Raw genomic sequence first — 25867 nt, 5'->3', positions numbered from 1 at the left:
GGGGAAATTTATGCCTCGCCTGCAGCTTCTTCTTCACCTTTGCCCGATTCCCTTTTGATCTCTTCGATAACCTCACCGAGTTCTCTTTTGATCCCGTATTTCCGGGCAAAGTGGGCCAGCACGTTCGAGACGTCCCTTTCGAGCAGTTCGTCGGCATGGGGGTGCTCAGGGGTGACGTACTGGGGCCAGTCGATTAACTGGACGCGGTCTTCGGCAACGAATATGTTGTATTCGCTGAGGTCTGCGTGAATGACTCCCATAGAATAGGTAATTTTTACCTGGCGGAGGATCTCGTCAAGGTACCATTCGGGCTCGATAAGCTTTGTCTTTGCAAGGAGGCTTCCTTCTGCCACCTCCATGACTATGGCGTGCCTGCTCTGGTCCAGGGGTTTCGGGATGGAGACCTTCGGGTAAAGCGTCTGCATGATTTCGTATTCCCGCTGGGCGGCAAGGCGGGCTGCATAGACCCAGGAGAAGTGTTCCCTTTCCCCGAGATGGTCGCGGACCCTTTTTACCTGCTTGAAACTGGTCCTGCCTTCCCTGTGGAATTTGATTATGACAGGGACGGGGCCCCCTATTGCAAGTTCGGGTTCCCTGATGGCTTCGTAGATTACGGATTCCTTTCCTACCCCCACCTCGTCTCCGATAGCGCTGATGCTCTTCCTTTTCACAAAGGTGTTGAGGGCCAGGGCATCGTAGCCTTCGAAATAGATCTGGTAGCCTTCATAGGGCTGGGTGGTCCTGACCACAAGGTTCTTCCTGACCAGCTTCTGCATCCTGTATTCCAGCTTTTCCAGGGGCATTTTGCTGTATTTGCCTACGTCTTCCACAGGCACCCATTCAAAATGCTTCATTCCCGTTTCGATACCCATCAGTATCCTGAAATCTTTCCTGTCAAGCTCCTTAAAAACTTTCAGCACTTCGTCGATCATTTGCTATTAGATATAATCCTCGATATTTAAATAATCGCTCTCAGGACGCTTATCCTATTTCGGACTGGAAAAACCGTGAAACTATACATGAAACTATACATGAAACTATACATGAAACTATACATGAAACTATACATGAAACTATACATGAAACTATGCGTATATTTGCTCAAATCACCCGGGACACAAACACCCACAACTCTTTATCGGGATGCTACTCTCGAAAAATCATTGTACACGGTTTTAACAGTTATATCACTTCCTTCACTTCCGGCACCCCATTCATTTTAAAAGCCTGACCATCTCCCTTCCGAAGGCATACAGGTCAAACGGCTGCCTTGAAGTCACAAGGTTTCCGTCCACGACAACCTCGCTGTCCTCGTAAAGGGCTCCTGCGGCTATCAGGTCATCCCTGATTCCTATCCAACAGGTGGCTTTCCGGGCCTTTATGACTCCTGCGGAGATAAGGACCTGGGGGCCGTGGCAGATTGCAGCAACCGGTTTGTTTTCCCTGAAAAAGTGTTTTACGATTTCAAGGGCGGCTTTATCAAGCCTGACCTTTTCCGGGCCTTTTCCTCCGGCTATCACGAGGATGTCGTAGTCAGCAGGGTCCGCGTCCCTGAAAGCGAGATCTGCTGCGATCTCATACCCGTGCTTTCCCCTTATGGGGCCCTTTTGCATCGAGGCGACATGTACGGTGATTCCTTTTTCCTTCAAACGCTGGTGAGGGTAGAAAAGTTCCAGGTCTTCAAAACCATCGGCTCCGAATATGATTGCTTTCATAAGATCCCCCCTTTTGTATACTGCCTTTTGTTTAAGTGCTGCAGGCATAAGATTATCCCTGTGTCAGATATACCTTATCTGGTTCCGAAAATGAAAAATGGTCAGGGCCTGCCCGCCCTTTCAAACCTTTTCCAGGGCCTGTTCCAGGTCAGCGATTATGTCTTCTGCGTCTTCCACGCCAACTGACAGCCTTACCAGGTCGTCCGTGATGCCCACCCTTTTTCGGACGTCCAGAGGGACGCAGGCATGGGTCATAGAAGCCGGGTGCTGGATAAGGGTATCGGTAGCCCCGAGGCTTACGGCAAGGGAGCAGAGCCTGACACTGTCCATGAGCCTGCGCCCGGCCTCAACCCCGCCCAGGATCCCGAAAGAGAGCATCCCGCTGTACCCGCTCATCTGCTTTTTTGCAACTGCGTGCTGGGGGTGGCTCGGAAGCCCGGGGTACCTGACCCAGGCGATTTTCGGATGTGCCTCCAAAAATTCCGCAACCTTCAGGGCATTTCCAGCATGCCTTTCCATCCTGAGGTGCAGGGTCTTAAGCCCCCTTATGCAGAGCCAGGCTTCATGGGGACCCATGATGCCTCCGGTATACCCCACAACCGGGTACAGGCTCCGCATGAAATCCAGGCTCCCGACAACAATTCCCCCCAGCAGGTCGGCATGCCCCCCGATATATTTGGTGCAGCTGCTGAGGGAGACATCAGCCCCAAGCTGAAGGGGCCTCTGGAAATAGGGCGTTGAGAAGGTGTTATCGACCACTGAAAGGGCCCCATGCTCCCGGGCCATACAGGCGATTTCTCCTATATCGCAGACGGTCATTGTAGGGTTGGCAGGCGTTTCCAGAAAGACCATCCCCGTGTTTTCTTTAAATGCGGCCTTCACCGCTGCCAGGTCTGAGGTATCAATGAAACTGACCTCTATGCCGAGCCGCGGGAGCACTTCCCGAAAGAGGCTGTAGGTGCAGCCGTAGACCACGTCCGTTGAGATCAGGTGGTCCCCCTGTTTCAGGCGGGAAAGCACGACTGCCGTGATTGCGGCCATCCCGGAAGCAAAGGTCTGCCCTGCATCCCCGCCTTCAAGTACCGCAACCTTTTCAGCCAGGACAGAGTGGGTGGGCGTGTTAGGTGGGATCCGGGTGTACACGTACCCGGCTTCCTCCCCCGAAAACCGTGCTGCCCCCTGCCCTGCATTTTCGAACACGAAAGTGGATGTCTGGAATATCGGCGTCGTATGCGCCCCGAAAACAGGGTCAGGTTTCTCCCCGGCATGCACGCATTTTGTCCCGAACTTTATGGCATCTTTCATTTCCAAAACCCCCTTGAAAAACGTCCCTTAAATCCCTCATGTAGATCTAAGTCCCTTATGAGATCTCAAAGTTCCTTATGCGATCCATGTCCCTTATGAGATCCATGTCCCTTATGAGATCCATGTCCCTTATGAGATCCATGTCCCTTATGAGATCCATGTCCCTTATGAGATCCATGTCCCTTATGAGATCCATGTCCCTTATGAGATCTAAGTCCTTTATGAGATATTTGTTTAAGGAGAATTAAGGGTTATGGAACTTCTATTAAGAAAAGGCAGGAAAGTTTTCCGATGATCCGGGTTTGGGGAGGAAACAATCAAACCTGCACCCCGGGATTCCAGAGTACTGGAAATATTCTGGGAAAAACAGGAAAAACAGGACTCTAAAACAGAGAAAACAGGACCCTAAAACAGAGAAAACAGGACCCTAAAACAGAGAAAACAGGACCCTAAAACAGAGAAAACAGGACCCTAAAACAGAGAAAACAGGACCCTAAAAAAGGAAGAAAGAGCCATAAAAAAGGAAAAGCTGAGCCCTAAAAAAGCCTTTACATCAGGTTTATTGATATCCGATTCACTTCTCATGCCTCAGGCCGAGCTTTCTTCTTCTCCCACGACTTCTCCCGAAGTGGTCAGGTATTCCCCTTCCGGCACCCAGTAAATTGGCTTCTCATTCCTGAGCATATCCGCGATGTATACTGCATTTTCTTTTGGGGGGAACCAGTTGACGTTGCGCCATATCCCGTCTTCCTTGTAGTGGAAGATGATCCAGGGCCTTTCATTTTTCCGGTCGTAGCGAAGCACGTAATTTTCTACCATAAAAATCTTGTATGCCATACTGTCTCCTCATTTCATTTTTTGAACATTTTTTGATATTTTTTGAATAGATGTGAATGGTTGTACTTCCGATACTAATTAAGCATGTTATGCATATAAATATATATCCTGAAACGCTTCCATATAAGTAAACTAAAAACGTAAGAAGGAAGGGCCCGCGTGATTGAATCAATACTGGACAATGACCTTTACAAATTCACAATGCAGATGGCGGTACTGGAACTCTTTCCCGAAGCCGAAGCAGAATACCGCTTTACCAATCGGGGAACCCAGCGCTTTTCCGAAGGCTTTGTTGAAGAACTCAGGAGAGTAATAGACGAGGACATCTCGAAATTAACACTGACGGATGAGGAGTACCACTGGCTCCGGGAACACTGCCCTTACCTTAAGCCCATGTACCTCGAGTACCTTAAAAACTTCCGGTTCAGGCCGGAAGAGGTGACAGTCTGCCTCACCGAAGAAAAGGGCCTGGACATGCGGGTCAAAGGCCCCTGGCACAGCACCATCCTCTGGGAAATTGTGCTCATGGCCTCAGTTTCCGAACTATACTTCAGCACCATCGAAACCGGGTGGAATGGAAATGGGAGCCTTGAAGCCTACGGGGAAAAGATCATTGAAATAGGAAAATCCCTTGAAGAAAACGGCTGCCTTTTTTCAGAATTCGGGACCAGGCGCCGGCGGAGCTTTGAACTCCACGACCACGTCATGAAAGCCCTGACCGGGATAAAAAACCTTTCAGGCACCAGCAATGTCTATTTTGCAAAGAAATACGGCTTAAAAGCCATAGGGACTGTGGGACACGAATGGATCATGGGAACTTCAGCCCTTGTCGGGCTCCGCTATGCCAACCGCTTTGCCTTTGAAAACTGGGTAGAGGTCTATAAAGGAGACCTGGGAATAGCCCTTACCGACACCTTCGGCTCTGATGCCTTTTTCAAGGACTTCAACCTGAAACTCTCAAAAATCTATGACGGCGTCCGCCACGACAGCGGAGACCCCCTGGTCTTTGTGGAAAAGGTGATCGCCCACTACAATAAAATGGGCATCGACCCCATGAAAAAGGTCGTTGTTTTCAGTGACGCCCTTAACGCCGAAGACGCAATAAAGTTGAAAAAATACTGCAGCGGCAAAATAAACTGCAGTTTCGGGATAGGGACCAGCCTGACCAACAACTCCGAGTTTTTCCGGGAAAGCCCGCCCCTGAACATGGTCATAAAGCTGCACAGCATCAACGGCATCCCCGTGGTGAAACTGAGCGACTCCCCTGAAAAAGAGACCGGAGGCCGGGATGCCCTGAGGGTTGCAAACTACATTTTCGGAAGAAAAGGACTGGACGAGTAATCGAAAACGATCAATAGTCCGAAAGAAAAGATAGAAAAGAAAAAACAGAAAAAATCCGTTTTTAAAAATCCGTTTTTCTCCGGACATCCGTATTTTTTAGTTGATTGCAGGAGGGGGAATGGATGTCCGGGAAATTATTTACACTGCGTTGTAACCGTCGGCCAGGTTGACGTTGACGTACACAACGGCTTCGTTGGTGTGCCTGTAGGCGTAGTCGTCCGTTATTTCAGGTAGTTTGTCAGCCTCGGCCTGGGAAGTGACCACGGTGCCTGCCGGGACGTACCTGCCGTCAGGGATGGTCACGCCGATTGCAGCTGAAGTAGGCTCAAGCACGCAGTTGTTTCCGACCTTTGCCTTGAAGACCATCGCCTTCATGCCGATGAAAGTATCATCGCCAACGTAAGCAGGGCCGTGGATCTGGGCCTGGTGGGCAAGGGAAACCCGTTCTCCCACGTAGACAGCGTATTCTTCCCCGTCAACTTCAATAATGTGGCTTTCCACAGGCTCGCCTTCTTCGTCGATTGTCTCAAGGGCGTGGAGTATAACCCCGTCCTGGATGTTGCTTTCATCCCCGACAAAAATCGGCATTCCTTCGTCGCTCCGGACCGAAGCGAAGGGAGAGACCATGACCCTGGCCCCGATCGTCGCATCTCCGATAACCGACGCCTGGGGGTGGATGTAGGCAGTCGAATCGATCGTCGGCTCAGTCGGTTCGGGATTCCAGGGGGTCACGGGATTCGCCCAGACATTCGAGGCCGAACCCTCGACCGCAGTTTCCGCGTGTTCTCCTTCTTCTGCTCCTTCTCCCTGGGAGACGCAACCGCTCCCGGCAAGGGCCAGCACCAGGGACAGAATAAGGACTATACAGACCTTTTTGTCAAACCTCATAACAATCCTCCGTTCACATTGTGAAGAATATAAAATATATAGCACTTTCTATTTTTATTTGAAAAAAGATAAAATAATAAAAGTAAAAGGATTAATTATAGGAAAAACATCAAGAAGAAAGCAAGTAAGGGATAAGGAAAGGAAACGGAAAAGTATGAACATAAGATATTCTGATGATAAAAATATCGAAATAGAAAGGCTTGTTTCTCTGTTTAAGTCTGTTGAATGGGAGTCGGCAAAGTATCCGCAAGAACTGCAGTTAGCAATTGCAAACTCACATTCCGTTTATACAGCATGGGATGGGGACAAATTGGTTGGGCTCATGAACGCCCTGTCCGATGGGGTTATGACAGTTTACTATCACTACCTTTTAGTCAGGCCGGAATACCATAAGCAAAAAATCGGTGCAACTCTCGTAAAAATGATGACTGATAAATATTCCAGGTGTAGAACACAGGTTGTAATTTAATATTCAAACAAAGTTAATTTTTATAAGAATTGTGGTTTCACCGTTGGGGATGATGAGATTCCTCTATTTATTTCGGATCTGGTATAGTTCCGTTCATTCCATTAAAACTGAGAAAAACAGCATTAGACTCATACCTGAACAAAGAAATATACCTGAACAAAGAAATACTACCCTTGTTCCGAAAATAGGTTTTCAGTCTAGGAGTTATAGGAATGCCCCCGCCAGCTTGCCTGGCGGCGCCTCCCCAAAAGGAAATAAAACATAGATATGGAAAAGAGTATTTTTCAGGCTTTATCGGTCTTTGCTTTATTTACATCCCTGCCTTTTTTCCGATTGCTGTTACTTCAGATCGCTTTCACTATCTTCAGATCGCTTTCACTATCTTCAGATCGCTTTTACTTTCTACCTTCTTTGGCAAACCCAATTTTTTCAGCCAGCCTGCTATTCATTTTGGAGATTCCAATATAGTCAGTCATCGGGATGAACTTTTTAGTTATTACAATACAGTTTTAAGTTATCATGATAAGTTTTTTAGCATACGAATATACTTTGGAAAAACCAGCTGCAAAGCAGCCGGTGAGAGCGAAGGTGCCTGAAAAAGGTGTCTGAAAAAGGTGTCGAAAATGGTGTCGAAAATGGTGTCGAAAAAGGTTTCCATGGATGACTGAACAATATAATTACGGTTACTTTATCCGGACTGAAATACAAACTTTTCCCCGGATTAAAATATAAATAATGTAATAACAGATGAACAAACTTTGAAAAAAATCCAAAAAAACCTTATATCTGAAAGATATACAGGGTGTCATGGAAGCTGTGCTTCAAATAACGTGGGAGTCCATAGTTGCTGACCTGCCCATATTTGCGGTACTGGCCATCTGGAATTTATTTGTTCTGCTTGTATTATCAAAGAAGGTCTATACCTTCGCTTTAAAAAAGGGAAGGTCGAACAATTCTTCAATATATTTTTCCAGAAAATCAATCCATTTCCTGGCAGGAGGGGTGACGGCAATGCTGCTGCCCTTTGTTGCCCGTGAACCCATTTTGCCGGCAATGATGGCATTTGGGTTTGCCTTTACGACTTATATCCCGCATAAAACAGACAGGTTGATTTACTGGTTCCAGGACCCTGAAAATTTATATGAGGTAGATTTCACCCTGAGCTGGGGATTGATAGTGCTTTTTACCTGGTACATTGACAAAAGCTTCTGGCTTGGAGTAATACCTGTGCTTTTTATGGCTTACGGGGACGGGATAACCGGAATAATAAGGAACCTCAAGTATAACAAACGGACAAAAGCCTGGGAAGGCACTGCGGGTATGCTGGTATTGTGCATAATTATCGGCGCTAAAATGGGTATTGCCGGGATTCTTGCGGGAATATTGTGCTCATTTGTCGAAAGGATAGAAAACGTAGACGACAACATCACCGTGCCGGCAGTTGGCTTATTTATCCTGCTGGTGGCTTACTATTACTTCCCTTCATTTACCGTTCCGTTCTATTGATATGAACCTTTACTTGGCATGAAAGTGCCCATGCACTTTCATTTTTTTGTGCCTGTTATTCAACGAATTTCATATACTTTTCTGAAATTTTCTGAATAGATGTTCACAGGAGCACTTCTGATGACTATTGATTTTAAAATTTGATATTTTCTTTTCCGTAAGAACTTGCAAAACGGGGGAACTGTTTAAATTATTTGGTTTTAACCATATATAAAACTTAATATATTACTGTTAGCAATATATTAGGAATAATATATTGTGAGAAGGGGTTCGGACCTTAGGTCCGGATAGAGTTTTTCTCGGGTTTATAGGCCTGAATGCAGTTGGGAAGGCATAGCCGTAAAAAGAGCCCAGCTACTTCTGGCTATCGGTATCGGCTTCGAAAAAAATATACCTTGAATAAAATTGCTTAAATTTTAAGGTATAAGTATATAAATTTTCAAAGCAATTTAAAATGTGACCAGAGATTAGTCCAGATTAATCTTTGTGCTAAATGGGGGTGGAAGGAATTGGAAATCCAAACAAAAAATCTGGTAAAGAAGCTGGAGCACTCTGTTCTTGCAGGGACAAGGGTAACAGCAGCAGAAGAGCTTGGAAAAATCGGGGACTCGGGCGCAGTTCCTGCCCTGGTAAAAGCCCTGGGCAATACTAACCCGAAGGTACGGGCCGCTGCGGCAGAAGCCCTTGGAAAGATAGGCACGCCTGAGGCAGTCCCGGGCCTTGTAGAAGTGCTTGATGACCCCGAGAGTTCTATTAGAAAAGCTGCAGTGAGTGCTCTTGGGAAAATAGGAACACCTGAAGCAGTTTCAGGCCTTCCAAAAGTTTTTGATGACCCTGATAAGTTTGTTCAAAAAGAAGCAGTAAAAGCCCTCCTGAGAATAGGTTCAAAAGAAGCAATCTCCTGCCTTATTGGAGCGCTTGACCACCCGGAAGTTTTTGTCAGGAAGGCTTCTGTAGTGGCCCTTGAAAAAATCGGTACACCTGAGGCTATCCATGGGCTGGTAAAAGCCCTGAAAGACGCTGACAACTCGGTCAGGCAGTATGCTGTGAACTCCCTTGGAAAAATATCTGCAAGCGAAGCTGTTCCTGAGCTGCTGGAAACCCTGGGGGACTCCAGGCTGCCGGTACAGGAAGCTGCTTCGGAAGCCCTCTGCAGAATAATCTCCGTATCAGGTTCAGTGCCCTTGCTTATCAAAGTGTTCGGAGCTCCGGACAGGGACGTGAGGAAAGCCTCAATAGAAGCCCTCTGTAATATCGGCACACCTGAAGCTGTATCAGGTCTTATAAGGGCTCTTGATGATCCCGACTGGTATTTGCGGAGGAGGGCCGTAGAAACCCTCGGAAAAATCAATTCCCCCGAAGCAATTATGGGCCTTGTCAAAGCCCTCGACGTCCATGAGAATGCCATGAGAAAGACAATCGTAAGCGCCCTTGGGAGCAGCGGCACCCCCGGAGCCGTTTCAGGGCTTATCAAATCCCTTAAGGACCCGGACAGTTCGGTCAGAGAAACTGCTGTAGTCTGCCTTGAAAAGACAGGCACGCCTGAAGCTGTATCGGGCCTTATTGAAGCCCTCAAGGACTCAAAAAGCTCCGTTCGAGAAGCCGCAGTAGCAGCTCTGGGAGAACTGGGAATAGAAGACGCGGTCCCGGACATTGTAAAAGCCCTGGACGACCCTGAGGTATCCGTACAGAGAACTGCAGTATGCGCCCTTGAGAAAATCGGGACCCATGATGCCATTTCAGGCCTTAATGTGGCCCTGGACAACCCTGATACTTCCGTCCGGAAGGTTGCATTAAAAGCTCTTGAGAACATTGAGAAATCAGCTGCATGGCAGGGCTCTGGAATACCTGGAATAACTCCTGATGTTTCTGAAATTTCAGAGAAAAAGGCTGCAACCGAAAGCCCCGTGAAAATCAATGCATCAAAAGCCATTTCGGATCTCCTGGATTCCCTCGATGACCCTGATACTTCCGTGAGGGTAGCAGCAAGAAACGCCCTTTTAGATACCCTGAGCACCTCAAGGTCTGTACCGATTCTCATTATGGGGCTCGATGCTTCTGATAAGGATGTAAGGAAAGTCTCGGTAGAAGCCCTCGGAAGAGTAGGCACACCCGATACGGTGCCCGGACTTATTAAAGCCCTGGATGACCACAGGTGGGATGTCCGGAGCAGTGCGGTAAAAGCCCTGGAAAAAATAGGAAGCTCGGATGTTGTGAGGCTTTTGAGGAACTGCCTCAGGGACGAAGACCCTAATGTCCGGATAGAAGCCGCAAGAGCCCTCGGGAGAATAAACGGCACAAATGCCCTGGAAGAATTCGAGTCCGTAATGAAACTTGAAGAAGAGGAAGAAGCAGAAGAATACGAAGAAGAATACATTCCTGAAAGCACAGCATGTGGCTCGTTTACCGGGCCTGCCTCTCCCCAGCTTAACTTTGAGGACCAGGTTAACTGTTTCGGCGGCTCAGAAGGACAGACAAAAGTCCTGAAGACCGGAAACTATCCCGGCATTTCGGGGAAAAACGGAGCAATCGGAATCACACAAAAAAGAAGTTATGCGAGAGAAGAGGAATACGTCCCGTCCTGCCCGGCCTGCTCCAGTTCTCTTGACCTTCCGATCGATCCGAATTTCTGCCCCTTCTGCGGGCTGAGATTGAAAAGATAAAAGGGAAATTAAGAGGGAAAGAAAAAATTTCACCTGCAGGCAAACAGTTAATCTGCAGTCCGACAATTCCGGAGGCTGGCATGCCCGGGAATTTCGCTTAGCTGATCTAGTCGCCAGCCTCACCTCCCCACTTTTCTCACATTTCCCCTTTAAATGCATCCGAAAAATTCCAACCCGCTCCGGGCAAGCCTCAGTGTAACCTGCAACTCATCGGCGACCGCAGTTTATCGACAGACTCCTGCCCGGATACAGGATTTTTCGAAAACTCAGCTCTTTTCGGAAACCCGGACCCCGGCTTAAAAAGTGCCACTCTGGCATTTTTCAAGGAGTTTGAAGGCTATAACTATCATGAGGAAAAGAGTTACAAAGATCGGAATTTTCCCGGTTAAATTCATGTAAAACACCTTTATGTTAAAAAGGGGATGGGGGAATGTCGTAATCGAGGGAATATTTTCCCTTTCTCCCGTTACCTTTAATCCGATGAACCTGTACAGCTTATTCCTCTTACGTCAACCTCTTTACGCCCATTTTCCCTTCTGAAAAGGTTCTTTGTGGTGCATGTTATCCATTTCGAGTGAAGCGCCATGTGGATAATGAAAAAGACCAGCATCACGATCCCGAGCTTCTCATGGATCATCTTCCAGAAGGGGCCTGTGCCGTGGTCGTTAAAGAACAATAAAAGCCCTGAATACCCGACCAGGACAAACTGGACGAAAAGGCTGAGGTCCACCAGATAGTTAAGTGTTATTCGTTTCATTTATTCACACCATTCTAACTTTTAAATATATATAACATTGAAAATTCCTTCAATTGATTAGAGTTCCTTTGATTGGTTTAATTGATTCGACGGATTTCCATATTACAGCTAATTGACCGGCAGGCAATTGACCGCCGCAGTCATGCTGTTTTCCAGCTTCCCGCTGTCCATACCCCTGATTGCCAGAAAAAGAAATAAAGATACTTGCAGAAAAAGAATGAAAAAAGGAATTTATTTTAAGTTTAAAGGAATTTTAAAGATTTATTACAAAAATAAAGTTTTATTAACAAATATAATCTTAATTTGGTTGTTTTCAAGCTTTAATTCATTTCCTTCCGGCATTTCCCTCCTGAAAAGCAAAAAATGCACCTTCCGCTTTCTTCCCCTGCAACAATTATTGTGTTATCAGGTGAGAACACAATACATAGAGAAGGACTATCACAACCAAAAGCAGCCACTTCCTTTCCGGTTTTAAGATCCCAGACTTTAAGCGTATTGTCACTTGAGGCTGAAACAGCATAATTTCCATCAGGGGCGGCGAAAACCGCTCTGACCTTGGAGGAATAACCGGTTAAGGTGTAGACTTCCTTGCCGGTTTTAAGATCCAAAACTTTAAGCGTACTGTCAGATGAGACTGTTTAAATATCTGCTGTATGGCTTAATTCTATCTTAAATTTTTATAAGTGACACTCAAGCTAAACAATTCCTGCTCAAACAACTCGATTTTTGTACTTTTCCGGGAAAGGCCGATGCTTCGCATCGGTGAGTTTGCGGGGTTTAGCAAAGCGGGAAGAAAAACGGTTTTTTGAGGGTTTGCACCTCCACAGGCATGGAAAAAAAGTTCCGTGAAAGGGAAAAATGAGAGGGAGAAAATGAGAGGGAGAAAATATGAGAGGGAGAAAATATGAGAGGGAGAAAATATGAGAGGGAGAAAATATGAGAGGGAGAAAATATGAGAGGGAGAAAATATGAGAGGGAGAAAATATGAGAGGAAAAAAATATGAGAGGAAAAAAATATGAGAGGGAGAAGATAAGCTTATTTTCAGAGCCTTTCACAGCCATGTGAGCCATTTTCGTAAATCCCTGTACCCCGGACCGGCATTTCTATCTTCTCCAGCCGGACCTTCCTGGAGTCTACAGGTTTTAAAACTGTTCTAAAATCCGGAAAGCGCCTACCCGAGTTTTCGTGGAAGGTTCCGGAATTCAGTCGGGGTATACGGGGATTTTCATTCATGGATATCTTGTTTAGTTGATGGGAATTCTTAGCTGAAAAGGGACTTTATACTGTTGATGAGCCTCCCAAAAAAGCCGACATTTTCGGACCCGGTTTCTTCAGCACTGCCGTTCATCTGACTGCCGTTTCCTCGTTCTCCGCCGGGAGCCTGGCCGGGCATCTTCCTATCCTCCATTGTCATGTTCGCATCCCTTACCTGGCTCTTGTTCTGCATCATTTCAGGGTTCTCGGTCCCGTTAAAGCCCTGTGGAGGCATTTCCCCTCTGTCTCCCGGAGATCCGGAACCCTGACCCATCTGACCGGCAGGGCCGAGGATACTCTTCAACTCTTCGGGGGCCTCTTCTATTAAGGAGTTAAGCTCATCCCTTATTTCCATCAGTTCGGAATCCGTCCCAGCAGCTTCAAGATCTTCTTTTATTGATTCGAGTCCTTCTTTAAGCCCTTCGGCATCCTCAAGCAGATCATCATCAAGGTCTTCCATTGAGCCCTCAAGATTTCCTATCATGCTGTCAATTGATTCGGTCATCCGGCTCTTCATCATGCCAAAAGCTTCTTCATCCGAAGCCGGATACCGCGGCACATTCCCTTCTTCCTCTGCCATCCCGCAATAGGGAATTACACTGAACAGAATTAACAAAGCTGAAAAAAGGGGAATTATTTTCCTGAAACTTAATCTCTTATAAAAAATCTTCATGTATCTCACCTTCAAGCACAGCAATTAACACAGCAATTAAAAGTACAAGAGAAAATACAGGTCGTATACCGGAAGAGAGATGGAACGAATGAATGAGACATTCCAGCCATCATTCCATCTCAGTTCCAGCAGCCCGGGCAGGTGTCTTTGCAAGGGCATCTTTTGGGTCTGAGGTCTGTTTCTGATGTGGTTTTTCCGATTTTTAGTTTGGGTTTTCTTGTTGGGTTTCTTTTTGGTTTCTCAGGGTTGTTTTGTTGCTGGGTTTTCTCGTGGTTTCCTTTTTGGGTTTCTCAGGGTTGTTTTGTTGTTGGGTTTTCTCGTGGTTTTCCTTTTCGGGTTTTTTGCGGGCTTCTTTTTTGGGTTTATCGGGGTTGATTTTGGGTGGGTTTCTACGTGTTACGTGGTGGTTTTTCATCGAGGGGATTTTTGGTGGCTTTCTGCAGTGTTGGTGGCTTTCTGCAGGTTTTTCTCTTTTTTGAGGTACAGTTCGTGGTATCCTATTATTGGAAGCTGCAGGGTAAGCGTACCCCGGACTCTATCCGTTAGCAGTGAATCTTATTCGGGATCAGCTTCCTCAGGTCAGACTCCCGTTCAGGCGCGGGACATCCTGCCCTGCACCCTCATCGAACAGCTGTCCGGCTTGTCCATCGGGCATGATCCCATCAGACCTTCGCCCTGCTCAATTCCGGCTGCTTCCCGGAAGGCGTCATTGATTCCCCGAAGGGCTTCTCCGATTGACATGAGGGCTTCACTGTCTTCAGCACTGTCTACCTGTTCCTGAAGGGCCTGTAGGTCCTCAATGGTTTCTGCCAGTAATTCTTTGGTGATGTTTTCGTTTTCAATTGAGTCGAGGTTTTCTGTCATTGTTTCGAACCTTCCGATCTCCCTGTCAATGGCATCGCTCATTCCTTCTTTTGCATGGGAGAAAGCTATTGCCTTGAGGTCATCAAGGTTCCCGGCACCTTCGATTTCATCGTAAAGGGCATTGAGTTCAGCGAGCCTTTCAGCCTGTGCTTCGGCTCTTGCTTCAGCCCTGGCTTCTGCTGCCTCTTCATCCACACCCTCGGGAAGCTCTTTTTCTTCAGGCATTTCCGGCTGGTCGTTCATCCTCTCGATCTGCTGGCCCAGGCACTCAAGCATTGCTGCCTGAATTTCAGGGAAATAATCTTCATCTGCGTATTCCAGGGCAACGGTTCCAATCATGCCTTTTCCGGAAATTCCCGCCGGTCCCATTCCGGGCATTCCACGGCCCCCGTCAGCCCCCGGGCCCATACCCCTCATCATTTTTTCAAATCTCATATTATTCGTTCCGTCTGCAGCTGCCGTATCATCAGCAGACGTCCCATCATCTGCAGCAAAGGCGCCTGATGGAATGATGCTTAAGACCATCAGCACCACCGCAAAGCGAGCGATTGATTTTACTGATTTTGTATTCATAATAATCTCCGTCAATTACTTTGTTACGTTTTACTTTGTTCCGTTCCAGTTTGTTACGGCTTGTCCCGTACCTTTTTCCGTTTCAACCTGTTACGGATCGTTTCGTCGGCTTCTCGCCGGTCGACATTCCCAAAATTGGCAGGCTTAAATATAAGCTTACTTTCAGAAACAAGATTTAAAAAGAGATTTAATTTAGAAAATAAGCTTTTTTGAAGCTTCAATATTTTAATAAAGCTTAAAAATCACTCATAATACTTATTAAGATGCTAAAAAACCTTTATTCCCAGAACAAAATGGGACATATAAAAAATTTGTTGATCCCTGAAGTGGCGGGCACAAATTCCGTTCTCCTTCAGCCGGAGAAATGCCCCGAGGACGTGTTTACCTTCCAGGACAGAAATTAAATGGGTCGTACACCTTACGCGGTTGATATTTATTCGATTAAATCGAAAAAAATAAAACCTTTTTTCATTTGCTTTTCAGGTACCGGCACTCTCACCGGTCAGCTTGCTGACCGGCCTTTTCCATGATGTATACATGGATGAATAAAAAAGTCACTCTGATGACTGAAAAGTGCATTGGAATAACCAAAAGGAGCGGCCAGATGACTGAAAAAATGTGCTTAACCAGCCAAAAATAACAGCAAAATGACTGAAAAGTACATTGGGATAATCAAAAAGAGTAGCCAGATGACTGAAAGAAAGAGTTCAGAATAAATACAGGGATTCAATTTGAAATTAGTGCGCTAACCGCCACAACCTGGATAATATTCTTTTTCAGATATATTTTTTATTTCTTTTTGGAAGGCGCCGCCAGGCAAGCTGGCAGGGGTTTTTCCTCTTACACGGGACTAAAAAAGGTTTTCAGAGTTAAGAGAAGTATTGATCGGACAAGCCGGAGTATTTTTCCGTGCATCGGGTTCTCTTCTCTTAATAGCATCTGGATCCTGTTGTATAGGTTTGGCCTCCGTTTTTTTCTTTCCTGGCCGAAAGGACGGCTCAAATCTGGTGTGGAGCAGGGAAATAGCCAAAATTAGTAATGACTGCTGCAGAACTTCAGTGAATGCCCGGTGCAGAGCGGAGACCTGAGACCTGAGTATACCTCCTCAAACCCTGTGCCCATACCACAGATGGGAAAAAAAGATCAACCATTTTACAATTAAAGGGAACAATAGAACTTTAAAGCGGTCATTTAAGAATTGTAAAGGATTAAAATGACAAATAAGCACCATTAAAGTTTTAATTTGAAATTCAAATCTTCAATTCTCCTAAAAAAGTAAGTATGCTTTTATTATTAAATCCAAATACAGGCCCTGCAGTCGGGAACACCCGGAATAAAACCCCATACAGAAAATTGAGTATCTCTGAAGAGTAATACCATACAGAACCGTGCTGTACGAGATCCGTACCGTACGATTGGAGACACCACATCACATACCTACCTGCACATGCCAGCTGCCGGGTGTTCCTGATCTGTGCGCTCCAGAACTGAAAGGCGCGAGCTGGAGAGACGAATTGAAATAAGCTTTTTTGAATTTTAAATAAACGACATTAAAAAATCAATGGAGAGAAAAAAATGCCTGAAGCCAGGGTGGAGAGCCAGGATGAAGAAAAACTACTGATCCTCCCGCTTTCCGCAGATTCCAGGAAAATTGTCAGGGTCCTTTCAAACGAGACCTCAACAGAGATCCTGAACCTGCTTGAAAGAAGGTCCATGTCCGCAGGTGACCTTGCGGACGAACTTGAGGTCCGACTGAACACCCTGAAATACAACCTGGACTCCCTGCTCGAAGCCGGGCTGATCAGGGTGAGGCAGGTTAAGTGGAGCCGGAAAGGAAGAGAAATAAAGGTCTACGAAGCCGTGGAAAAGGTAATCATCCTCCTGCCCGGAAAAAAGAACCAGGACTTTTCTTTTATCTTCACGGCGCTCAGGCAGCACAGCCCGGAAAGTTTCAGGGGAAAGGAAGTCCCCGGAGAATTTATTTGATCTTATCGATCCTATTGGGTCCTATAGAGCCCTATGAAGCCCAATCTGATCCTATGCATATTAAACGATGGGAGTACTCTTGCATATTAAATGATGTGTGGTACATCAGACCCCATATCGGCCTATGGTCCTTACCCAGGCTTATTCGATTCTCTTCAACCCCTTCTCTTCAAAAAATAGCCGAGAAGTAAACTTTCAAAAAAGTATAGATCAAAAAAAGTATAATATTCCAGGAAAGATTCCAGGAACTGAAGCAAATATTAAAATATATGAACTCAAATAAAAAAATGCTCTCAAGCTGTTGAAGTTTCTTGCCAGAGGACGTGAACCCGCATGAAAATCAAATACATATTCCTGCTCCTTATCCTTACAGGAATTATCATAAACTCAGGCTGTGTGGATGCAAAAGCACAGCCTTTCACCTATAAAGCTCCGGGAAACATATACAGGAGCATCTTTTTCCCTTATGCAGGGCTTCTGAACTCAGGAGCGCCGGGGATGCCAGGGGAGCAGCAGTACCCCCATAATCCATATCAAGAGAGGCCGCCTTCCGGAGACTTCAACCCGGAGGATTCTGCGCAGGAATACTCCAGGGCCCTGAGAGAAGCGACAGCCCTGCTTGACAGCAATATCGAAAAAGCCGAGGAGATTTCCCTGAGGCTTGAGTTTGGAATTCAGCAGCTGCAGGCAAGCGGTGAGGACGTCAGCAGGCTTCAGGAACTCTTTGGGGAATACACCCGTCTTGTGGAGGAGGCAAAAAAGTACAGGGAACTTGCCGATTCGGCTTCCGGGGAGGAAAACAATTACGAAACCCAGAGGGAATATCTGGTCCGCTCCCAGAAAAACATGATACAGGCTAACATTGTGCTGAAGGCGATCTTCGGGGAATTCCAGCGCCTTATGCCGGGGACCGAACAGTTAAATGAAAGCTCCAGGCTCAATGCAGAGGGGAGCGGAAGAGCTTTCCTAACAGGCAGTTTCACCCTCAATGCACACCTGGAAAACGGGGTAATGGCTATCCTGGACATTTCCCGCGACTCTGCAATTTACATAAAAGGAGATTTCACATTCGAAGAGCAAAAAGAAGGCCCCCACAATGTGCTCCTGTACAATATACACTCTGCGGACGTGAAAATCCCCGGCTCCTCCAAGACAGTCATGCTCAGTGCCCGGAGCATCTCCCTTACAGCAGCCGGAGGGAAGGGCGCCGCGACTTTCTTCGGAAACGGCACATACACCATTGAAGGCGCCGACGGGACGAAGAAGGAAGAAAGCTGGGCAAACACGTCCTTTAAAATGAACGGCCCGCATGAGTTCGCACCGGATAATCCGGGTTTTGAAAGGGCAGAAGACATAAGGACCGGGGCACATATGCCCGGGCCGGGGACCCTGCCCTCTGACACAAAAAGATTTATTGAGTGGAACCCTTAAACCACCCGGGACAGCCAGGAAAATAAAAGAAACTGAACCCCCGGGTTTCCTGATACCATGAATCTGAGGCTTTATATCATCTGCATTGCTGCGGCACTTATGCTGGCCGGACCTGCCGCGGCAGACATCCCCGCCACCATCCACGGAGTAGTCTACGGCTGGGACACCTTCGACCCCCTGGACAACGCGGTGGTCGAGGTAAACTCCACACCCTCCCAGTCCATGGTGGCAAAATACGGGCTGTATTCCTTTGAACTGGCCTCCGGAGATTACACTATCACAGCCAGCTATTACCAGAACAGCACCCTCACCTACCAGGCAGAAGAAACAATAACCATCGAAGGGGAAGGAAACTACGTCCTCGACCTCCTCCTCCTCCCTGTCTATTCCGAAGAACTCATGGACAGCCCCGAGGCCGGTGAAGTGCCCGAAAACCAGGAAACAGGAACGCAAAGCACAGCCTCCCCCGATAAAACCGCAGATGAAAGTCCTGCCGAACCCGGTGAAACCGGCGAAAATGCCTCTGGAAACGAAGCCTCTTTCGCGACTGCTTCCTACCTTCTCGGAGCCCTTTTATTAACTCTGCTGCTCGCTGGCGGCTACAAGTTCTCCCGAAAGCAAAAAAGCAAAGAGGAAATCGCAGTTCCGGTGAAAAAAGAAGCACACCGGACTGAAACCGCACCAGGACCCGAGAAGCTTCCATCCGGAAACCTTCCTGAGCCCCAGGCAAAAACCCCTGAAACGAATTCAGGAATGCCGGAACAGGAAAAAACGGAAGAAATCAGAGAAATGTATACGGAACCGGAAGCCGGAATGCCCGAATTCAGGAAGGAAACAGAAATATCCGAGCCAATACCTGAAAAAGAAATTACCGGGCCCGGACCGAAAATAGAAATTGCCGAGCCGGTGCCTGAAAAAGAAATTACCGAACCCGGACTAAAAGCAGAAATTCCAGAGCCAGAGCCTGAAAAGGAAATTACCGAACCCGGACTAAAAACAGAAATTACCGGGCCAGTGCCCGAAAAGAAAATTCCGGAAGCCCTCCCACCGGAACCTGCAGATACTTCCGCAGCCGAACCCCCGGCTCCAAAAAAGCCCCTCCCCCTCCCCGCCGACCTCCAGGAAATCATGGACATAATCCGGGGCCAGGGCGGCAGGATCACACAGAAAGATCTCCGCAGCCGGTTGAAGTACTCCGAAGGGAAAGTCAGCCTTATGCTTGCCGACCTTGAGCGGAGAGAACTGATTGAAAAGTTTAAAAGGGGCAGAGGAAATGTTGTGATCCTTAGGGATGAGAAAAAATAAGATTTTCGGGGGTCCGGCATTCTGCATGATCTGACATTTCGTACTATCTGACATTCCGGACTGTTTCAGTACTTTTATTTCAGTCGAATACCCCGCAGCTTGCTGCGGGGATGAACGCTTCCCCGAGAACCGTTGATGATAATACGATTTATCGAATCCATTTTTTGTTTGTTGACTTCTGCTCGAACTAAACCGTATTATGTTTAATATCTCCTTTTACGGAATTTGCAGCGGTGGCGCGAACATACCCAGTTGCTTGCAGCGGGGTGCGCCAGAGCAACTTTGATTCTTATGCAGTATATTTGAGTAACTTTTTTGTATACAAGAATGAACTTTTTGTATACATGAATAACTCTTTTGTACATCTGAATAACCAGGATTTCCCTGAATTATACCAGGATAAATCCGTGGAAATATAGCCTCTCTCTAATTTCAGTCTATTTACTTCCATTTTCTTTTCTGAAAAGATTCTTTGTCTTTCATGTTATCCATCTCCAGTGCAGTATAATGTGGACAGCAAAAAGCCCAAACCCGAATTTACTGTTTGATTCTACTTTTAATTTTTTTCAGGAAAAGGCCGGCCGCTGCGGCGGCCGATGAGAGCCCGGGGACCTGAACAGCAGCGTATTAACGGTTTCAGGGCATTGAGCCACTTCAAAACAAGCCGGCTCCTTGCCTGGTGAAGCCGCCTCCCCGGGCCATAAAACTTTATCGGAGATTTAATTCTATTTTCAAGTCATATTAAAGAATAAATTAATCAAAAAACCCCTAAAAAAGCTTCATTGCTAAATTTATCCCTCAAATTCCCTCTTTTCCTTTAAGTATGCTTTTATTATTAAATGCCAATGAGGGGGTTGACTGCCTCAAACAATCCCTCCTGCACAGTCAGTCAATAACTCCACCCATACAAGAAATACAGGTGAGCCGCCTTTCACCTCGGTAAGCGGCTCATCCATGGCGGGGATACAAAATAAGAAACGAACACCTGAAGCCTCCTTTAAATCCCCGTAAAACCGGAGGGAAGAGGCAGCCACAAGAGATGAAAACCCCCTGCAATGAGGCACCTTACACCTCGCGGGTGCCTCATCAACTCATGATTAAACCGTTAACCCACGATAAACCACCAATTCACGATAAACCACCAATTCACGATTAAACATCAAACCAATTCAAAAACCCACATAAATCAGCATAAATCCACATAAAAAAGTAAATCCACATAAAAAAGTAAATCCACATAAAAAAGACACCGGACAAAATAGGACAGATGAGAAAACAAAACCGCACTCCTGTAACCCGGAACCTGTGCGAATATAATTATGAGGTTATGTATGACACTTTCTGAAGCAATAGAGACACTAAAAACAACACTGGATCCCCGAAAATTCCTGCAGTCGCTCGAAAGAGCGGCGGATTTCTACAGCGAATCGGACAGCGAGCAGGATTCGGATTCAGGGGATGATTCGGGAAACGGTCCATCTGACAGTTCATCCGGAAGTCAATCTGGAGATTCCTTTAAAGGTTCCGGTGCAGCCGTGAAAACCGCAGCTCTTAGCAACGGAACGACTCCCCTTATCAAACTGACCGATGTCTGGAAAATCTACCAGATGGGAGAGGTTGAGTTTGCAGCCCTCAAAGGCATTGACCTGGAGATCTATGAAGGGGAGTTCGTGGTGGTGCTCGGGCCAAGCGGGAGCGGGAAAAGTACGCTTATGAACCTGCTGGGCTGCCTGGACCTGCCTTCGAGGGGGGCGGTCTTCCTGCAAGACAGGGACATTTCCGAACTGGACGAATCGGAACTTGCCAGGATCAGGGGACAGATGATAGGCTTCATTTTCCAGAGCTTCAACCTGATCCCAACCCTGGGCACCCTGGAAAACGTCACCCTGCCCCTGGAGTTTCAGGAGATGGACCCGGGAAAGGCCAGAAGGAGGGCCGAATACCTGTTAGACATCGTCGGGCTCTCGGATAAGAAGAAAAACCTGCCTTCCCAGCTCTCAGGAGGACAGCGGCAGAGGGTGGCAATAGCCCGGTCCCTGGCCGTAAACCCGCCCGTGATCCTCGCAGATGAGCCCACCGGGAACCTGGACAGCAAGACAGGGAATTACATTCTGGAATTTCTTGAAAAGCTGCACGAGCAGGAAGGCAAGACGATCATCATTGTAACCCATGACCTGGAACTGGTAAAATATGCGACGAGAGTCGTGTACATCAGGGACGGGGAGATAGAGAAAATCGAACATGCAGAAAAACATGCAGAAAAACATGCAGAAAAACATGCAGAAAAAAACGAAATGGAGGAATAAGAATGAAAAAGTTTTCCTTGTTAACGGTCCTGGTGCTTTTTTTGGCAATAAATTCGCTGAGCACCGGAACTGCCCTTGCTGCCACGGGCCTGATAGAATCCTCAGCCGTGCAGGTAGAGCTGATAAACCAGAACCCTGATGCTGCCCGACCCGGAGAAACCGTGGAGCTTACTCTCAGTGTGCAAAACGTAGGAACCAATAATCTGGAAGACATCTCTGTCGAAATAAAACCCGAATACCCGTTTGGCAAAGTATCCGGAGAGAGCCTGACAAAAGAGATATCCTACCTGAACGCCAGACAGGATGATGATGACGCAGCCGTCCTGAAATTCAAGCTCATGACCGATGCCGGGGCTTCCGAGGGAATATACGAAATAGACATCACCACAACTGCAACAAGCGGGGACGGGTCATCGGCAAAAACCATCACCAGCACAAAAACCATCGAGCTAGAGATAAGGGGAAAAGAATACGCCCAGATCGTGACCATAAACAAGGCAAACATCGACCTGGCAACGGAAGAACCCCTTGAATTCATCATCACAAATACCGGAAACTCTCCCCTGAAAAACATGGTCATCTCCTGGGAAGACCCCGAAGGCGTAATCCTGCCGGTCTACTCGGACAACACCAAGTACATCAAGTACCTGGAACCCGATGAGTCCGTAACGGTTGCCTACACGGTCATGGCAGACGTAAATGCAGACCCGGGGCTCTATACCCTCGACATAAACCTGACCTTTGAAGACTACGAATCCAATACCAACACCATTGAGACCACTGCAGGGCTCTTCGTCGGCGGAGAAACCGATTTCGATGTTTCCTTCTCGGAAAGCGACGCCGGGGAAATCTCCCTTTCCGTAGCAAACGTGGGCAACAACCAGGCATATTCCGTAAAGGTATCGATCCCGGAGCAGGAAAACTTCAGGACAAGCGGAAGTTCCTCCACAATTGTGGGAAACCTTGAGAAAGGAGACTACACGATCACATCTTTCGATGTTATGAGTACACAGGCCTCAGTTTCTGAATCCGGAGAGTCCTCAGATGCCGGGACAGCAAAAGCTGCAGCTTTCGGCGGCAGGCCGTCCCTGGAAGTCCAGATTGAATACACGGATTCAAAAGGAGAACGGATCACGGTTTTAAAGGACGTAAAGGTAGAGATTACAGCCCCCACGGGAGTTGAAGGAAGCACAAGCAGGCCCGGAGCAGGCACAAGCAGCGGGACCAGTTCCTACGTTTACTATGCCCTGGTAGTTATAGTTGCAGGCGCAGGAGTCTTCCTCTACCGCAGGCAAAAACAGAGTAAGAAAGGCTCCGAAGAAAAAGAATCCGGGGAAGGGAAATACAGCTTCGGAATTCTGAATAAGTGAGGAATAAGTGAGCTATGATACGGAAAAATGAAATTGAAAAGAACCGGAAACATGAAAGCCAGTAAAAACCGGAGGGATGCGCAATGAGAAACGCAACCTACGTTAAAATGGCCCTGAATATGCTCCTGCACAGCAAACTGCGAAGCTGGCTGACCATCATCGGGATTGTCATAGGGGTAGGAGCTGTGGTCGGGATTATCTCCCTGGGGGATGCCATGGAGGCCCAGGTCCAGAGCAGGCTTGCCGACATGGACCTGACGAAAATTACCATTACACCGGGTTACTCAGGTGCCCAATCAAGGATGCCCGGGCCGGGAGGGCCCGGGGGCGGAGGCTCTTCATCCACAGACGCCGAACTGACCGATGACGACGTTGACGCGCTCCAGGGGATAGACGGCGTACTGTACATTGACACCCAGATCTCAGGGAGTGAAGAAGTGGACTACGCCGGAGAAACCGCAACTCTTTCCATCACGGGAGTGGACCCCCAGGTCTGGCAGTACATGAACACCCTGGAAGTGGGGTCAGGAAGGCTGCTCGAGCCTGCCGATAAGAACGTAGCGGTCATAGGAAGCAGTATTGCCACGGAAATTTTCGACCAGGAAATAGGGGTCAACCAGGTTATAACGGTCAACGGCAAGTCCGTGAGGGTTGTCGGGGTCCTGGAAGAGGAAGGCGGTAGTGAAGATCGGAAGATCTACATGCCGCTCGATGCGGCAGTCAACCTGATTGAAGATGCGGAAGAAGATGTTTTCGATTCCATCGTGGTCAAGGTCGAAAGTGAAGACCTTGTGGACCCCACAATCGAGGAAATCGAAGAGAGATTGATGGTCTCCCGCCAGATCCACCAGGAAAAAGACAGGGACTTTAGCTTATCATCCTCGCTGTCCATGGCAGAGTCGGTAACCGAAATGACCAGTTCCATGACCCTCTTCCTGGGGGCCATTGCCGCCGTGTCCCTGCTTGTCGGAGCCGTAGGGATTGCAAACACGATGTTTACCTCGGTGCTTGAAAAGACAAAGGAAATCGGCACAATGAAAGCCATAGGGGCCAAAAACCGGGACATCCTGATGATCTTTGTTGTCAACTCCGCGATGGTCGGATTCGTAGGAGGAGTCTTCGGGGTGATGCTCGGAGGGTTTGTTTCCACACTGTTCCCTTATCTGGGCGTGACCCTGATGAGAGGAGGAAGCGGGGCAGGTACAGGCCTTTCTCCAGACCTGATGGCTTTCGGGCTTGGCCTCGCGGTCCTGATCGGGGTGCTATCGGGAGCGGTCCCGGCATACAGGGCTTCGAAACTGAAACCCGTGGACGCCCTGCGGTACGAGTGATTTGAAAAGATAGAAATTGGAAAGAGAAGTTGAAAAGAAAGGGTCTACAGCCCTTTTTAACCGGTTTATTGAAAAAACAAGATGTAGATAGCGAAAATGGAAGGTCAAGAAGGATAGGGGGCAGGAATCTGCATGAAAAGAATCGCTATTATTCTCCCGGCTGCCCTTCTGGTGCTGGCTATATTGACAGCTTCGGCCTGCGCCGGCGGAATCCTGGGAACAGGAAATTCCGGAAATGGCCCGGAAACTGAGTGCGAAACTGAGTATGAGGCAATTTACGACATGCTCTGCACCGAAGCCCGGAACTCTGCAATGCAGCACAGCAGCTGGATATTCGCCATTGAGAGTGAAAGCGAAAGCCGAATCATGCAAGTTCGCAACTATCCTGAAGGATTTAAGCTCCCTGCACCTGCCGGTAACGGTAATATCCCGCAAAACATCCGGCCCGGGTTGGACAGCGAACAAAACAAACAGATACATCCTTTCTTCCAGGGAGGAAGCCCGGCCAACAGGGAAGTGCTTGATAGGGAAGAACTGACCCGCGTTCTGGAAAACCAGAATCGGAATCAAAACCCGAACCCAAACCAGAACCTTCAGCAGGAAGCCGGATCTTACTCCCAGGCCTATGTTACCCCTGATGATGAGGCCGTAAGCGCCTATCTCGAAGAAAACGGCCTTGACGATAAATATGAGATATATGAAGCCGCCCTTTCCTGGGCATGGGTGTCGGACGAAGCCCTCAACGGCATGAAAGAGAAATGGCTGACCCCGGTAGAGTTCCTGGAAGAGACCCCTGACTACTCCAAAAACCCCATACCCGGAGAACCTGTAAGCGACTGCGAGGAGCAGGCAAACACCCTTGCCTCCCTCCTGATCGCATCGGAAGAATACGATGAGAGCACGGTGAGGGTAGCCGTAGGAGAAGCCGATTTCGGGGAAGTTTCAGGCGGGCATGCCTGGGTTGAGGTCTGCGAGGACGGCATCTGGTTCCCTCTTGACCCTACAGGCGGGCCTTACTATGACGAGGAAAATTCCGAACTTGTCCCCGTGGATACCTCAAAAATAGCGTATGAGGAGTACCGCGATAGCTCGTACCCGGCTGTGGAAGTCTGGTATTACTACAACAACGAGTACTTCCTTGACCTGGGAGCCCGGAGTGGAGACGCCCCTGTTTCCTGGCAGAAGCTCCCTGAAAGTTACCAGGGCAGCAGGAGCGAACAGGCAGTTAAGGAATAATCCTGTTTTTGTAAAACGGTTTTTGTAAAGCATGCCTGTGTCGGGGGTGAGATCGT

General features: G+C 47.7%; 22 protein-coding genes. 12 read left to right on the top strand and 10 right to left on the bottom strand.

Translation table 11 applies throughout. The annotated features are described in order from the left end of the window. Positions 1–8: 8 nt before the first annotated feature. The 5 genes from FTO70_RS04545 to FTO70_RS04525 all read right to left on the bottom strand — a co-directional run bounded on the left by FTO70_RS04545 (position 9) and on the right by FTO70_RS04525 (position 3857). A complete protein-coding gene (locus FTO70_RS04545) occupies positions 9–932 on the bottom strand; it encodes a serine/threonine-protein kinase RIO2 (protein WP_255334516.1) in 924 nt (307 codons plus the stop codon). Between the two features lie 282 nt (positions 933–1214). Continuing rightward, positions 1215–1715 carry a type 1 glutamine amidotransferase domain-containing protein gene (locus tag FTO70_RS04540; protein WP_255334515.1) on the bottom strand — a complete coding sequence of 167 codons (501 nt, stop codon included), beginning with the start codon at positions 1713–1715 and terminating at the stop codon, positions 1215–1217. A 120-nt stretch (positions 1716–1835) separates the two neighbouring features. Continuing rightward, complete coding sequence (locus FTO70_RS04535; protein WP_255334514.1) at positions 1836–3020, bottom strand: PLP-dependent aspartate aminotransferase family protein; 1185 nt, start codon at positions 3018–3020, stop codon at positions 1836–1838. 55 nt (positions 3021–3075) lie between these two features. After that, positions 3076–3216 (bottom strand): hypothetical protein, encoded by a 141-nt coding sequence (locus FTO70_RS04530; protein ID WP_255334513.1) that lies wholly within the window; start codon positions 3214–3216, stop codon positions 3076–3078. A gap of 392 nt (positions 3217–3608) precedes the next feature. Further along, positions 3609–3857, bottom strand: a complete 249-nt coding sequence (locus tag FTO70_RS04525) for a hypothetical protein (RefSeq protein ID WP_255334512.1) — start codon at positions 3855–3857, stop codon at positions 3609–3611. 159 nt (positions 3858–4016) lie between these two features. Between FTO70_RS04525 and pncB the strand changes: the two genes are divergently transcribed. Further along, positions 4017–5198, top strand: coding sequence for a nicotinate phosphoribosyltransferase (gene pncB, locus FTO70_RS04520; RefSeq protein WP_255334511.1), 1182 nt, complete (start codon positions 4017–4019; stop codon positions 5196–5198). 138 nt (positions 5199–5336) lie between these two features. Here the strand turns inward: pncB and FTO70_RS04515 are convergent, their stop codons facing one another. After that, complete coding sequence (locus FTO70_RS04515) at positions 5337–6086, bottom strand: carbonic anhydrase (protein WP_255334510.1); 750 nt, start codon at positions 6084–6086, stop codon at positions 5337–5339. Between the two features lie 58 nt (positions 6087–6144). On the opposite strand from FTO70_RS04515, the gene FTO70_RS04510 reads away from it, so the two are divergent. The 4 genes from FTO70_RS04510 (at position 6145) to FTO70_RS04495 (ending at position 10724) form a co-directional block, all read left to right on the top strand. Further along, on the top strand, positions 6145–6555 hold the full coding sequence (locus tag FTO70_RS04510) for a GNAT family N-acetyltransferase (protein WP_255334509.1): 411 nt from the start codon (positions 6145–6147) through the stop codon (positions 6553–6555). A gap of 212 nt (positions 6556–6767) precedes the next feature. Next, positions 6768–7151: a hypothetical protein gene (locus FTO70_RS04505; protein WP_255334508.1), complete on the top strand. Its 384-nt coding sequence runs from the start codon at positions 6768–6770 to the stop codon at positions 7149–7151. Positions 7152–7362: 211 nt separating this feature from the next. After that, positions 7363–8061 (top strand): dolichol kinase, encoded by a 699-nt coding sequence (locus tag FTO70_RS04500; RefSeq protein ID WP_255334507.1) that lies wholly within the window; start codon positions 7363–7365, stop codon positions 8059–8061. Positions 8062–8570: 509 nt separating this feature from the next. Beyond that, positions 8571–10724: a HEAT repeat domain-containing protein gene (locus FTO70_RS04495; protein WP_255334506.1), complete on the top strand. Its 2154-nt coding sequence runs from the start codon at positions 8571–8573 to the stop codon at positions 10722–10724. Between the two features lie 472 nt (positions 10725–11196). On the opposite strand, the gene FTO70_RS04490 is transcribed toward FTO70_RS04495, so the two are convergent. The 4 genes from FTO70_RS04490 to FTO70_RS04475 all read right to left on the bottom strand — a co-directional run bounded on the left by FTO70_RS04490 (position 11197) and on the right by FTO70_RS04475 (position 14846). Next, the gene (locus FTO70_RS04490) at positions 11197–11481 is read right to left on the bottom strand and encodes a DUF4405 domain-containing protein (RefSeq protein WP_255334505.1); all 285 of its coding nucleotides are present in this window, start codon (positions 11479–11481) and stop codon (positions 11197–11199) included. Between the two features lie 320 nt (positions 11482–11801). After that, positions 11802–12089 (bottom strand): WD40 repeat domain-containing protein, encoded by a 288-nt coding sequence (locus FTO70_RS04485; RefSeq protein ID WP_369694330.1) that lies wholly within the window; start codon positions 12087–12089, stop codon positions 11802–11804. Between the two features lie 654 nt (positions 12090–12743). Further along, entirely contained in the window at positions 12744–13316 is a 573-nt protein-coding gene (locus FTO70_RS04480; RefSeq protein WP_255334504.1) for a hypothetical protein, read from the bottom strand. A gap of 684 nt (positions 13317–14000) precedes the next feature. Continuing rightward, the gene (locus tag FTO70_RS04475) at positions 14001–14846 is read right to left on the bottom strand and encodes a hypothetical protein (RefSeq protein ID WP_255334503.1); all 846 of its coding nucleotides are present in this window, start codon (positions 14844–14846) and stop codon (positions 14001–14003) included. Between the two features lie 1575 nt (positions 14847–16421). Here FTO70_RS04475 and FTO70_RS04470 point away from each other — a divergent pair. From FTO70_RS04470 to FTO70_RS04440, 7 genes are all read left to right on the top strand, one after another. After that, the gene (locus FTO70_RS04470; protein ID WP_255334502.1) at positions 16422–16832 is read left to right on the top strand and encodes a transcriptional regulator; all 411 of its coding nucleotides are present in this window, start codon (positions 16422–16424) and stop codon (positions 16830–16832) included. Positions 16833–17165: 333 nt separating this feature from the next. Then, positions 17166–18263 carry a hypothetical protein gene (locus FTO70_RS04465; protein WP_255334501.1) on the top strand — a complete coding sequence of 366 codons (1098 nt, stop codon included), beginning with the start codon at positions 17166–17168 and terminating at the stop codon, positions 18261–18263. Positions 18264–18320: 57 nt separating this feature from the next. Beyond that, entirely contained in the window at positions 18321–19568 is a 1248-nt protein-coding gene (locus FTO70_RS04460) for a hypothetical protein (RefSeq protein WP_255334500.1), read from the top strand. Between the two features lie 1331 nt (positions 19569–20899). Next, positions 20900–21874: an ABC transporter ATP-binding protein gene (locus tag FTO70_RS04455; protein ID WP_255334499.1), complete on the top strand. Its 975-nt coding sequence runs from the start codon at positions 20900–20902 to the stop codon at positions 21872–21874. 32 nt (positions 21875–21906) lie between these two features. Continuing rightward, positions 21907–23244 (top strand): COG1361 S-layer family protein, encoded by a 1338-nt coding sequence (locus FTO70_RS04450; RefSeq protein WP_369694334.1) that lies wholly within the window; start codon positions 21907–21909, stop codon positions 23242–23244. Positions 23245–23327: 83 nt separating this feature from the next. Next, positions 23328–24575 (top strand): ABC transporter permease, encoded by a 1248-nt coding sequence (locus FTO70_RS04445; protein WP_255334497.1) that lies wholly within the window; start codon positions 23328–23330, stop codon positions 24573–24575. Between the two features lie 132 nt (positions 24576–24707). After that, positions 24708–25811 carry a transglutaminase-like domain-containing protein gene (locus tag FTO70_RS04440; protein ID WP_255334496.1) on the top strand — a complete coding sequence of 368 codons (1104 nt, stop codon included), beginning with the start codon at positions 24708–24710 and terminating at the stop codon, positions 25809–25811. Positions 25812–25867 lie beyond the last annotated feature (56 nt).

This window comes from Methanosarcina sp. KYL-1, assembly GCF_024372725.1.
Classification (GTDB): Archaea; Halobacteriota; Methanosarcinia; order Methanosarcinales; family Methanosarcinaceae; genus Methanosarcina.
This window is presented reverse-complemented; position numbering and strand designations above follow the sequence as displayed.